The 14,435-nt window shown below is 50.2% G+C and carries 3 protein-coding genes; all 3 read left to right on the forward strand.

Going from position 1 to position 14,435, the window contains the following annotated elements:
* Positions 1-412 precede the first annotated feature (412 nt).
* The 3 genes from F3J22_RS28895 to F3J22_RS28905 are packed head-to-tail and all read left to right on the forward strand — an operon-like array spanning position 413 to position 14,339.
* The gene (locus tag F3J22_RS28895) at positions 413-11,281 is read left to right on the forward strand and encodes a gliding motility-associated C-terminal domain-containing protein (protein ID WP_167021447.1); all 10,869 of its coding nucleotides are present in this window, start codon (positions 413-415) and stop codon (positions 11,279-11,281) included.
* Between the two features lie 29 nt (positions 11,282-11,310).
* On the forward strand, positions 11,311-12,330 hold the full coding sequence (locus F3J22_RS28900) for a type IX secretion system membrane protein PorP/SprF (RefSeq protein WP_167021448.1): 1,020 nt from the start codon (positions 11,311-11,313) through the stop codon (positions 12,328-12,330).
* A 29-nt stretch (positions 12,331-12,359) separates the two neighbouring features.
* Entirely contained in the window at positions 12,360-14,339 is a 1,980-nt protein-coding gene (locus F3J22_RS28905) for an OmpA family protein (protein ID WP_167021449.1), read from the forward strand.
* Positions 14,340-14,435: the final 96 nt, after the last annotated feature.

Raw genomic sequence — 14,435 nt, forward strand, 5'->3', positions numbered from 1 at the left:
TGTCTGATCAATCAAAAATAATAATATTTTTATTAGTTCACAAATTTTGTAGACTAATGTTGGATTTTTTTATTGAACCATATTTTTTTTCTGGTGTTGTAATTGATGTTGAAAAAGAAGGATGTATGTAGATCATGTGATTTTTCTGAAGACCCTTTTACCTCCTCCTTTTTTTGAAGGTTATCGTTCGTATTTAGTCGCAATACGGCCATCCTGGCGGTATTGAATGCTATTGTTATCCTGGTTTATCCCGCCGCCGTGAGAATACACGCTATCGTTTAGTTATACACTCTATCGTAATACACTCTATCATAATACACTCTATCGTAATACATGCTATCAAAATAGCAATTCATCAGGCCAGCACGTACGCTGCATAATGCACCCTGTGGCCATTTCAAAATTGATGTCTATGATGCAACGCTACTTCCGATCTTTATTATGTGCTGCAATACTCTCTATCGGGCTGTTTTATGTAAATAATGCAGCTGCCCAGTCCTGTACCGGATCCTTAGGAGACCCTATCTTCAAAGAAACTTTCGGTGATGCCGGAACTACGGTAAAGCCTACACTCGGACCGGCTTTGCCTGCGGGTATTACCAACTACACCTATTATAATCCTGCCACGGCAAGCAGGCCGGTTGGGCCTTATCCGGGGCAGTATGCCATCAGTAATACTACCCGGGGTTATAACAATACCTATTTTGTTGACAGGCCCGACCATACAAAGCCCGGTACCGGCTATTGTATGGTGGTTGATGCGGATGCAACGCCTGGTTTGTTTTACCAGCGTACCATCACCGGACTTTGTGCCGGTACCACATTTGAATTTTCCGCATGGATCATGAATATCAACCCGCAGAATGGCGTATCACAGCCCAGTCTGCGATTCCAGATTGTAGATGCAAATAATCCTTCTGTAGAAATAACTTCTATATCCACCGGCCAGGTCCCATTCCAGAACCCGGGCACCTGGGTACGACAGGCGGGCGTTTTCCAGATGCCGTCAACAACCAGTTCCGTGATCCTGCGTATTTACAGTAATACGCCGAGCAGTAACGGTAATGACCTTGCACTGGATGATATTGCCTTCGCTGCCTGTGGCCCGCCAATTACCTTTACCCAGGGCGCCGGCACAGTTTGTAAAGGCGGCAATACATCCGTCACCGTTACCCTGCCTGCAGGTAGCTATTCCAATTATTATTTCCAGCTCCAAAACAGGCTGGTTGGAGCTACCAACTGGAATGATGTAGGTGGTGTGGTGAATAATGGCGCCAACAATTCTTATACGTTCCCGATTACCAATGCGCAGGGTGGTTATGAATATCGTGTAGTTGCTGCCGGTGGTACTGCTGAGATCAATAATGTCAACTGCCGTGTAACTTCCAATGCGCTGCCGTTACAGGTGGTGGATTTCACACCGGTGATCAGCGGGCCTGCTGCAATATGCTATAACACTGGGGCTACACTTACTGCTACCATCAATCCCGTAGGTACCGGTACACCCGCTTCAGGTTTTGTTTATACCTGGGAAAGCAGCCCTAATGGCACCAGCAACTGGACGACCATTGCCGGACAAACAACCGCAACGCTGAATACAGGTAATCTGACTGCTACTACCTATTATCGTGTAACCGCTACCGTTAACGGATGTTCCGGAAGTGGCGCATCACAGGTATACCCTGTAACAGTTTATCCGCAAATTACCGCAACGATAGCCCCGCCTAATCACGTCTGCCAGGGTTCTGCTGCATTTCCGCTGTTCTATGCACTGACCTCCGGTTCAGCCTCCCTGTATTATATCAGCAGTACAGATATGCCAGGATTTACCAATGTTTCCGGAGCTACGTTGGGCGCTTCTCCAATCACGGTCATCATCCCTGCTAACGTGCCAGCTGGAACCTATCATTTTAATATCATCTTCACAAATCCTACTATAGATTGTGCGTCCCCTTCCTATCCGGTGACACTGACCATCGATGGTGCGCCTTCTACCCCTAATGCCGGTAATGATACGACGCTGTGTAACGTGTCTTCCATGAATATGGCCGCCACACCGGCCGCCGTAGGACAAGGTACCTGGTTTGCCGTGTCCGGCCCATCTACGCCTGTGTTTACAGCTGTACATGACCCGCATACACAGGTAACCGGACTGGTGCCAGGTAACTATGTTTTTGCCTGGGATATTCAGAACGGCGTTTGTAATGGTGTCGGCGACCAGATCAATGTTACTATTCTCAACGCACCTACTACCGCTAATGCCGGTCCTGACCAGCTGCAGTACAATTCCGGTGTATTCTTAATGAATGCCAATGCACCATCTTCCGGAACCGGTTCCTGGACTGTAATTGCAGGCAATGCCACACTGTCCAATCCAACCTCGCCAGCTACAAATGCAACGATTGCAGCCAATACAAGTGCTACCCTGGTCTGGACAATAACCAACGGTATATGCCCACCAAGCAGAGATACCGTAGTGATTACCTATACCAGCGCAGCGGATATACAAATTCAGAAAACGATCCAGGAAAGCGGGCCATATATTGCAGGGCAGGACTTTATTTACGAAATAGTCACTACCAATGCAGGCCCTAGTAACGCCACTGCGGTACATATCACCGATCCGCTGCCAGCTACCTTTATCGCAACCAGTGTACAGGTAGCCGTTTCCGGTGGTGCGATCCTTATCTCCAATAATTCATCCTTAACAAATATTGATGTTACGGCAGATATTCCAACAGGCGCCGCACAGGTAAAAGTGGTGGTAGTTGGTAAGCTGTCTTCCGCACTGAATGGCAATATTACCAATACTGCTACGGCTGTATCGCCAAATGTGCCCGACACCAGTGGCGCAACGAGCACTGTAACGGTACCGGTAATACGTCGTCCGTACTTCGACCTGCTGAAAACAGCACCAGCTACCGGTATTGCCGGCGGCCCCATCACGTTTGGGGTAACGGTAAATAATACCGGCCTGGGTGATGCACAGAATGCCACTATCACGGATGTGATATCGCCGATGGTGAGCAACGTAAGCTGGACAGCCGTAGCCACCGGCAAAAATACCATTGTATCCGGCGCCACAGGTACCGGCAATAATATAAGTATGGTGGTAAATGCCCCTGCGGGAGATACCGGTAAGATTTATATTACCATAAACGGTACTATTACCGCAGCGGCCACGGGTACTATCATGAACCAGGCCGTGGCTACTGCATCAGAAGTTGCTGTGGGCAGCTTTACTTCCAATACGACCAATACTGTTATCAACAGCAGCCTGGGTCTGGTGCTGGTTAAATCCCATGCCAACCCGGTAGTGATGGTGTCAGGAAACCAGGTTACCTACCAGATAGGCCTTGTAAATAATGGCCCTAGTAATGCGGTGGGTACGGTGATACTGGATACCATTCCGGCTACCATCCTCAATCCGGTATGGACAGCCACCGCCAATGGTACTTCTACCATTACCGGCGGTGCAACCGGTACCGGTAGTATTGTTAGGGTTACTGCCAATATACCGGCGGGATCTTCCAATAATATAGTCGTTTCCGTTACCGGTACCGTGAACCCGGATTTCAAGGGTACACTGGTGAATACGGTACATGCCATTCCTGCAGAGCCGGGTGTGTCTCCAATTCAGGCACAGGACGTGGCTACTGTTGCCAAAACCGTGAAGGTCGACGTAGTGAAAAATGGCCCTGCCACTGCTACTGCCGGCAGCCAGATATCCTATACACTGGATGTTACCAACGAAGGCCCGTCTAACTCAGATGGCTCCGTAATAACTGACCAGGTGCCTGCTGCACTAACCAATGTATCCTGGACAGCAAGTGTAACCAGCGGTACTGCGAGTATCAGCGCAGGTGCTACCGGTACCGGTAATAATGTGAACATCACCACGCTGATGAATGCCGGATCTTCTATCCGTGTTATTATTAATGGAACGCTGTTGTCTTCTGCCACAGGCTCCATTACCAACCATGCAGTGGTTACGCCTTTAGCGCCTAATACAGTACCGGTTACTTCCAATAATGTAGTAACTACGATCACTAACCAGACAAAACTCAATATCGTAAAAAGTGGTCCTGATACTGCGCAGGCCGGCGGGTTGATTAATTATGCGTTGTTCATTACCAACAGTGGTCCGAGTGATGCCCACGGTCTGACGATCAGCGATGTGGTACCATCACAGGTTACCAATGTAAGATGGACAGCAGGTGCTTCCAATCATGGCGCTATTAATAGCGGCAATACAGGTACCGGCAATAATATTGTTATCAATGCAGATTTACCTGCGGGTAATGCCAATGCCATTGCGGTGGTTATTACGGGAAATGTGGCCCCTGGTTTCAGTGGCGCCATTACCAATAAGGCGGTGGTAACACCTGCAGAAGCAGGTAGCGTGGGGGATTCATCTTCCAAAACAACCTACATAAAACGACTGCCGCAGCTGACGATTACCAAAACAGCAGTAGACCGCGCCGTAGCAGGTGATAGTCTTACCTATACGATTACGGTAGGTAATGTGGGTATTTCTGATGCGGTAGGTGTCAGCATAACAGATACTATTCCTGCGGATATCCTTGGCGCGCACTGGACAGCCACCACCACCGGCAATGCTGTTATCAGCCTGGGTACTACCGGTGTGGGCAGCCTGGTAAATATTTCCGCCAATATTCCTGCGGGCGCCAATAATACGGTGGTGATCACGGTAAAAGGAAAGACAAATCCTGATGTGAGCATGAATGTGGTGAATACTGCCCATGCTACGCCATCAGAGCCGGTACCATCCGTATCTGCCAGCAAAACAGTGATCGTAAGGAAGATGCCTGTACTGACGATTACCAAGTCGGGCCCGGCACAACTGGCCGCTGGCGAAAAAATTGCCTATACGGTTATTGTGACCAATACAGGTCTCTCCAACGCCAGCAACCTGCTGATCAGTGATGCGATTCCTACGCAGGTGCAGAACCCTTCCTGGACAGCCACCGCTACCGGCGCTGCACAGGTACTCTCCGGTGCTACCGGTAGTGGTAATAACTTAAGTGCTGATGTTAATCTGCCTGCGGGTGCCGGCAACAGCATCGTTATCAATATTACCGGCATGGTGGATCCTGCCTTCTCCGGCAGCTTCCTGAATGCGGCGGTAACCATTCCTTCCGAACCGGGCGCAACACCTGTGGCTTCTGATCCGGTGACTACCATCGTTTCACAACAGCCGAATGTCAGGATCACGAAAAGTGGCCCTTCTGTGGCCAATGCCGGTGAAACGGTAACGTATATACTGAACGTCCGTAACCTGGGACCATCCAATACGAAAAATACACTGATCACCGACCAGGTGCCTGCGGGATTGCAGAACCCTACCTGGACAGCCATCGCGGCCGGCAGGGCCACCATCACCTCCGGCGCCAGCGGCACAGGCCAGCTGGTAACAGTGACGGCAGATATCCCTGCAGACAGCAGCGGTGTTCAGATTACCGTGCGTGGTACCTTACCATCCAATACTACTGATACCGTACTTAAAAACGTAGCGGTGGCTGCGCCTGCCGAATCAGGTATACCGCCGGTTCACAGCGATACCATCGTTACGGTTATCAATAAGAAACCGGGACTCCTGATTACCAAATCAGGACCAACAACCGCCATTGCCGGCAGTACATTGTTATATGGCCTGCGTATTACCAACGTAGGTCCCAGTGATGCCAAAGGTGCCATCATCCGTGATACGGTACCTGCTACCGCCACTGTAGTACGCTGGGGAGCTGTGGCCGCCGGTGCTGCCAATATTACTTCCGGCGCCAATGGTACCGGTAACATCATCAATATTGTGGCAGATATCCCTGCGGGTACTACCAATACGGTTATTGTGCTGGTAGAAACAAAAGTACAGCAAGACTATGTCGGCAATATCGTCAACACGGCACATTTATGGCCTGCAGAGCCTGGAGCCGATAGCTCCAGCTCTACTGTAACTACTGCGATTTCACGCAGGGCTACCCTGGAAATCAGGAAGACAGCACCAGCTACCATCGTAGCAGGTAATAATATCCAGTATACGGTAGAAGTGGTCAACCACGGCCCTAGCAGCACGCACGATGTCACTATCAAGGATAATATCCCGGCAGGTATACTCAACGCTACCTGGACCGCCGTTGCCACCAATGGCGCCGTGATTAAATCCGGCAATACCGGCACGGGCAATATATTACTGACAGCGGATATAACTAATGATCCTACGGCAAAAATTACCATCACTATTAGCGGGCAGGTATCTCCGGCATTTACCGGCACCAGCATACAGAATACAGCCAGTGTGCTGAACCCGTCTGATATCGGGCCTTCCGGAGATACGGCGGTGGTGAATACTACCGTTACCCGTGAGGCAGACCTTCGCATTATCAAGTCGGGCGCCGCTAACCAGGCCGCTGGTGAAGCAACAGATTACCAGCTGCAAATCGTGAACCTGGGACCTTCCAATGCTACCGGTGTCACCATTGCAGATATCCTGCCAGCCGGCATCCTCAACGCCACCTGGACGGCTACCGCTACCGGCAATGTCGCCAATATGAGCCCGGCTTCAGGTACCGGTAATGTGAATATTACGGCAGATATCCCTGGCGATGGCAGCAGTGCCGTTACCGTGAATATTTCCGGTATTACTTCACCGGCATCCGTAAATGGTGCTACCATCACCAATACCGCCACCGTGGCATTGCCTGCCGGAAGTGGTGTTACCGATCCTGTGCTCAGCAACAATACCAGTACGGTTTCGGCTACTGTAGATAATGATCCGGTGGTACGTATCGCCAAATCAGGACCTGCCACGGCAGAAGTGGGAGACACCATCCGCTACCGCGTGGTCATCAGCAACGGCGGCTCCGGAAATATTACCGGCGCGTTGATTGAAGATAATGTTCCATCAACGGTGAGTGTATTCAGCTGGACCGCCAGCGGCACCGGTACCGCCGCAGTAACCGGCGCTACTTCCGGTACTACCAATACTGTATCTACCACAGGTGATATCCCTGTAGGTAGTGGAAATACCATTGTATTAATGATTGATGGTGTGGTAACAGAATCGGTAGGTACCCTTATTGTCAATACGGCCGCTGTTACTGCGGGCACGCATAAAGAATCCAGTGTAACCACTACCGTGAATAATTCGGCTGATATACGGGTGCAGAAGAGTGGCCCTGCTACTGCTGCTGCAGGCCAGGGTATCAGCTATACGCTGCAGGTATATAATAATGGCCCGAGAAGTGCCAATCATATCCGTATCCAGGATGTAATCCCTGCGGCGGTGAACAGCGTGACCTGGTCGGCGATTGCCACCGGCAACGCTACCATCATGGGTAGCGCCAGGGTAGACAGCAGTGGCAATGTGATAGACATGCCTGCCACCATTGCTGCCGGATCCGGTAACTATATTACTTTCCAGGTAACCGGTATCATCGATGGTGCTACCACGGTTACGTCCATATTAAATAGCCTGGCTGCTGCCGATTCTGTCAGGGTTGATGTGAACCCGCTGAATAACCTCAGCACCATCACTACTACCATCACTAAGCAAACAAGTGTGACGGTACAGAAGAGCGGCCCTCAGCAGGCGGTGGCTGGTAACACCATTGCCTATACGCTGACAGTAGGTAATAACGGACCTTCCGATGCGATCGGACTGAATATCAGGGATGCCATTCCTGCGGCCATACTGAACCCTAGCTGGACAGTGCTCGTGCAGGGAGGTGCTTCCGTTACCGGGCCATTCTCCGGTACCGGCAATGTGAATACTACAGTTAACATTCCTGGTGGTGCAGATAACCTGGTGGCCGTTGCGGTAACCGGCAGCATCGATCCGAATACGGTCGGAGATATCACCAACGTGGTGCTGGCAGGAAACACGACCATTCCGGATGTTTCCGATACACTGGTAACACATGTATCAAGGTTAACGCGACTGGATATACGCAAAACAGGCCCAGCAACGATCACCGCAGGTGATTATCTCACCTATACCATCAGTGTCACCAATAATGGTCCTTCTGATGCGCTGGGTATGCAGATCACCGATACGATCGATTCCCGCCTGAGCAACGTCACCTGGACAGCTACCGCCACACCGGGAGCCACTGTTTCCAGCGGCAGCAGCGGTACGGGCCCGCATATACTGGTGGGCGGAAATATTACTGCCGCCGGCAATGGTACCATACTCATTACGGTGAATGGCATGGTGGCGCCATCTGCTACCGGTACCATCGTCAACACGGCTACCGTAACACCTGGCGATACCAGCAATAAGCCTGTCGTATCCAATGTGGTGAATACGGTGATTATGAGTCGCCCGGTACTGACCATCCGTAAGAGTGCACCATCCAGCGCCGACGCAGGTGAACTCATCGCCTACCAGCTGGTGGTGAGCAATATTGGTTTGAGTAAGGCGGTGAATGCAGTCATTTCAGATAATATACCTGCTTCCCTGCAACAGGTAACCTGGACTACCCAGACTTTGGATACCGGAGCGGTGATCCACGGCGCTACCAGCGGCAGCGGCAACGCGATATCGCTGACGGCAGACCTCCAGCCTAACAGCAGCCTGGTAGTAAATATTACCGGTAAGGTAGATTCCTCTTTTGCAGGAAATATTGTGAATACGGCTATCGTACAGCCATCAGAGACGGGTGTTACCGGTGATACATCTACCGTAACTACCAACGTAAACCTGAACCCTGGCTTACAGATACTGAAAACAGGACCTTCCGCCATCCTCTCCGGCCAGCAGATTAATTATGTGATCACTGTCACGAACGCCGGTCCAAGTAATGCGACCAATGCCGCGATCAGGGATATCGTGCCGGCAGGTGTGCAGAATGTTAGCTGGACGGTGCAAAGCAACGGCCAGGCTACCTTCCAGGGCAGCAGCACCGGAACGGGTAACGTGAACCTTACTGCCAGCATCCCTCCGGGCGCAGGAAACAGTGTAGTGGTTAACGTGAATGGTACGGTGAGTCCGTCGTTCCGTGATACGCTCACGAACCTGGCAACGGTAACATCGGCAGAAACAGGAAAAATAGATACCTCTATTGTAAAAACAGGTGTAACGGCAAGACCGGTACTGTCTATCCTGAAATCAGGACCAGCAAGTGCGGTAGCAGGTCAGCCAATAGCTTACCGCATCGCCATCACCAATACCAGCATCAGTGATGCCAGTAACTTCAGTGTTGCTGATGTGGTGCCGGCGGCGATTACGAATGTTACCTGGACAGCCACCACTGCGGGAACAGCGGTGATTAGCAGTCCTGCCAGTGGTACCGGCAATAATATTACACTCACCGGCAACATGCCTACCGGCGCTGGCAACTCCATCGTTATCCTTGTCAATGGTATGGTAGGCCCTACTGTTTCCGGTAACATCACCAATACCGCTACGGTTACACCTTCAGAACCTAATACGGTAGCACAGACGTCTACCGTCAATACCGTGGTGGTAATAGATGCAAATCTTACCGTATCCAAAACCGGCCCGGCAAATATGTACCGCGGTGCTACGGCCACCTACGTGATCAATGTCGGTAATACCGGGCAGAGCGCGGCCATCAATACGCTGATAACAGACAGTATTCCTTCTGCACTGACCAATGTAACCTGGACGGCTACACCGAAAGGCACTGCTACTATTTCCGCAGGGGCCACCGGCTCCGGTAATATGGTGAGCGTAACCGCCACCATTCCGGGAGTAGACAGCAGCAGTGTGCAGATCGTAGTTACCGGAACGGTACGCAGCGATGCTGCTGATGGCACGGTGATCAATATCGCATCCGCTAATTTCAACGGCACCGTTAATTCGGCACCGGTGTTTAGCGTGATCGGTAGCCAGGCTGATGTAGCCATTGGTAAATACGGTACACAACAGGTATACGTAGGACAGAAAGTTACCTACGAATTGTTCCTGGCCAACGGCGGCCCATCTGCTGCAAACGGTACTACCGCACAGGACATGCTGCCGGCCATAGGTAATCCTGTTGTGACCAGTGTAAGAACCGCGAATGGCGCTGCCGCTGTAACGACCTCGATTACGAATAATACACTGAATGCAACGGTAGGTACCTTCCCGCCGCAGGCAGCCGTGTTTATTGATATTGAAGGCACCGCCCTGGAACCAGGGGTATTGAATAATACTGCTACTATCACTGCGCCTCCGGGTGTAACGGACCCTGATCTTTCCAACAATATCAGCAATACCGTTGTTACTACAGTGATTCCAAAAGCGGAACTGGATATCACGAAATCGGTAAGCCCTGGTCCTTATTCTGTTGGTCAGCAGGTGACGTATAGCCTGACCGTTAAAAATAATGGTGTAGAAGGTGTCAACCCTGTTGTGGTGACGGATAGCCTTCCTTCACCGGCATTACTGGGTAATATCACTTACAGTAACCCGCCAAGAGGCACCGTATCGGTTAATGGCCAGAACCTGCTCACCTGGAATATCGGTCTGCTCAATGCAGGTGAAAGCATCACCTGGAGTTATACAGGTACTATTACCGGTAAAGGTGATATCCGAAATGTAGCATATGTAACCGGTCCGCCGGAGGTAAGTGTACCAGATACTGCTGTAGTAGATATTAATAGTGGCAGGTATGCAAACCTGAAAGTAGTGAAACAGCTGAATACCGTTACCGGAATTGAAGTGGGTAAGATGTTGGAATTTGTGATCACGGCCGCCAACCAGGGCCCTGATACTGCAACGGGTGTAGTGATGACGGATGAAATCCAACGCATGCTCGGTGATCCTACCGGTATCATCGCCTCCAGAGGAGCCGCTGTATACGATAACAGTACCCGCACCATCACCTGGACCATTCCTTTCATGGCACCAGGTAATGTGGAAACAGTCACCTTCTCGGCACGACTGATCTCCAGCGACACCATTATCAATACCGCTGTTATCTCCGGTAACGAAACAGACCTTGATCCTTCAGATAATACATCTACCGTAACCAAAAATCCAGGTACACCGGATGATGATCTGTTTATACCAAATGTGGTAACGCCTGATGGCGACGGTAAAAACGACAACTTCGTGATACCGGGCATCGACAAATACCCAGGCTCCACACTGCTGATTTATAACAGGTGGGGTAACCAGGTATACCAGAACAAAAACTATAATAATACATGGAATGGTAAAGACCTGAACGAAGGCACGTACTTCTATATTCTGAAGCTGAACAAAGGTGATGTGCACGTACGTGATATCAAAGGCTGGATCTTACTGATACGCTAAAATTACTATTGACATCAAAATAATCTCCTATGAGCATTAGCTTTAAAGCAAAGGTTGGGCTTGTGATACTGACAACATTTTTATCATTGTCTGCTGACCGTTCACTCGCTCAACAAAACCTGCAGTTCAGTCAATATGTATTTAACATGCTGGCAGTTAACCCTGCGTATGCCGGGTATAAGGAAGACCTGTATGCAAATGCCATTTACCGCAAGCAATGGGTCGATTTTCCCGGAGGACCGCAAACAGGCGGCGTTTCCATTGATGGTGCGCTGGCCTCTTCCCGTGATAACCGCGTAGGACTTGGATTACAGGTGATGTACGATAAACTGGGGCCACAGGATGCCACTTCCATTTATGGGATGTATTCCTACCGTATCCCACTCAACGAAGATGGCGACAAGCGTTTATGCCTGGGTATAGGCGCGGGTTTCACGCAGTACGGCATCGACGGTGCCGCCTTACTGTACAACGACCAGAATGACCCCGCCATTCCTACCGGCCATGCTACCACCTGGGTGCCGGATGCCAGGTTCGGGGTATACTATTATACATCCAAATGGTATGTAGGAGCTTCTGTCATGGACCTCTTCTCTTTATATACAGATGGTTCCCGCTATTACTGGAAAGGCTACCAGTATGAGGTGCTGCGCAAAACACAGCACTTATACGTGAATGGAGGTGTCATGTTAGATCTCTCCGAAAACCTGAAATTCAAACCTTCTATCTTAATAAAAGAAGATTTTAAAGGCCCTACCAACGTAGACCTGACCGCTATGTTCCTCATTGCAGACAGGTTATGGGCCGGCGCTTCCTACCGTACCGGTGTGAAACTCTGGAGCAAACCGGCACTGGCCAGTGACCTGGAGCAGCTGGATGCCGTGAGCGCCATGATACAGTTTAATATCACCTCCCAATTTCGCCTGGGTTATGCATATGACCTGACCATCAGTAAAATGGCTTCCTACCAGAGTGGTTCCCATGAAATTTCCATCGGGTACCTCTTCACCGGGAAAAGACCAAGAGTCACCAGCCCCAGATATTTCTAATAATGTGCATGACATCTTAATCAAGATCTATGAGAAGAATTTCAGTTATACTCTTGCTACTAGCTACTGTAGAAACGGCCGCCGCACAGGAACAACAACCTTTGCGGACGCAGGCCGATATACTGTATGATCAGTATGATTATGCACATGCAGCTTCGATGTATAAACGTATAGCAGCCAAGAAAAAAGATAAAACCCCTACCATCATGCTGGTGAAGCTGGCGGACTGCTACCGCCAGATGGATGATTACCCGGATGCAGCACAATGGTACAGCACCCTGCTTACCCGTAGTGATGCCCCGCCGGAATCCCGCCTCTACTACGCCGATGCCTTGAAAAGCATGGGCCGCTATGATGAAGCCAAAGCAGCCTATTCGCAGTATGCACAATCCAATCCCAATGCAAAAGGTGTACAGACAAGAATAGCCGGTTGCGACTCTGCGAAGATCTGGATGCAAAACCCGCTGAACCCCGGCATCTATAATGTTACCCGGCTGAACTCCTCGCATTCCGACTGGGGCGCGGTACGCTATCCGGGTGGTGTGGTGTTTATGTCTGATACCCTGATGAAAGATAAGCTCAAACCAGGCAGTAAATTCAACAGGAACGATTACGGCCGTACGAACAGGCCTTACTATAACCTTTACCTGGCCGATACCTCCGACCATGGCGGTGTTTACCTGGAAGACTTTTCTCCCGCCTTTAATAAATCGCGGTACCACGTAGGGCCGGCGGCTTTCGATAAATCCTTTACCACCGCTTATGTGACGTTTACTTTCCCGGACAAGAAAATGCCCTCTGAAAAATCGAATACCAGGCCAAGGATCAAATATGGTTACAGGCGCCTGGAGTTATATACCTCCCACCGCGATAACGCCAATAAATGGAGCGACCCGCAGCCTTTCCAGTACAACAAGCCGGATGCCTATTCCCTGGGCCATGCAGCCCTGAGTAAAGACGAAAACGTGCTGTATTTCGTGTCGGATATGCCCGGCGGACAAGGAGGCACCGATATCTGGTACAGTGAGAAACAGTCTGATGGCAAATGGGGCACACCAGTTAACTGCGGCCCGGGCATTAATACCCCCGACGATGAAGAGTTTCCGACCATAGGCCCCGATGGTACGCTGTATTTCAGCAGTACAGGCTGGGCAGGTATGGGTGGCTTTGATATGTTCCGCAGTAGCGGCAGTAAAGGCCAGTGGTCTGCACCGCAGAACCTGCGTTATCCGTTTAATTCTGCCGGAGATGATTTTTATTTGAATGATTATGAAGATGGTAGCGGATATTTCGCCTCTAACAGGCCTGGTGGTATGGGTAGCGACGATATCTATTCCTATAATACTTTGCAAATCATTCGTGAACCAATGGTACCTCCGGCATTGGTAATCCCTTTCATAGGTAAGGTATGTCCTCCGTTGCGTGGTGCCTGCATCTATATCTATAACAGGCAGCGCAATATGGGCTGGTGTTTCCTGGGAGATCCTGACAGGGATATTACCCTGACGCTGGAGAAAGAAACGGATTATGTGGTAAGGATCCTGGAGCCGGGGGGAGCAAGAAGAGATTCAGTAGAGTTCAATACACGTGGCATGAGGGACGGAGAAACGCTGAATAAGCTGATCTGTCCTGAAAGGCCACTGAAAGCAGGTACTAAGTTCATCCTGCAGAACCTGAATTATGATTATGATAAATGGAATATAAGGCCGGATGCAGCCCTGGTATTGGATTCTTTGGCAGATATCCTGAGAGCGCATCCACGACTGGTAGTGAGGCTGGTTGCATATACGGATAGCCGTGGTAGTTCGGCCTACAACCTGCAGTTGTCTAAAAAGCGTGCTGCATCAGCGGTGCAGTATTTGATAGCACATGGCATTGCCAAAAGCAGGATCAGCTCCGCCGGCCGTGGCGATACCAATCTGCTGAACCACTGTAAGAAAGGCGTGAAATGCACCGATGCGGAGCATGAGGTAAACAGGAGAACAGAAGTAGAAATTATAAGAGACTAACATGAAATTTTTCCTACGAGTCCAATTCCATTTGCCGTCCGGAGCAGATAAAGATGGCATTATGCTATGAGAAATCTATCAGGCGCATGTTTTGAC

The sequence above is a fragment of the Chitinophaga sp. Cy-1792 genome (assembly GCF_011752935.1).
In the GTDB taxonomy this organism is placed as follows: domain Bacteria; phylum Bacteroidota; class Bacteroidia; order Chitinophagales; family Chitinophagaceae; genus Chitinophaga.

Coding starts and splice junctions, on each gene's coding strand:
- F3J22_RS28895 (WP_167021447.1), top strand. CDS start 413: ATGATGCAACGCTACTTCCGATCTTTATTATGTGCTGCAATACTCTCT.
- F3J22_RS28900 (WP_167021448.1), top strand. CDS start 11,311: ATGAGCATTAGCTTTAAAGCAAAGGTTGGGCTTGTGATACTGACAACA.
- F3J22_RS28905 (WP_167021449.1), top strand. CDS start 12,360: ATGAGAAGAATTTCAGTTATACTCTTGCTACTAGCTACTGTAGAAACG.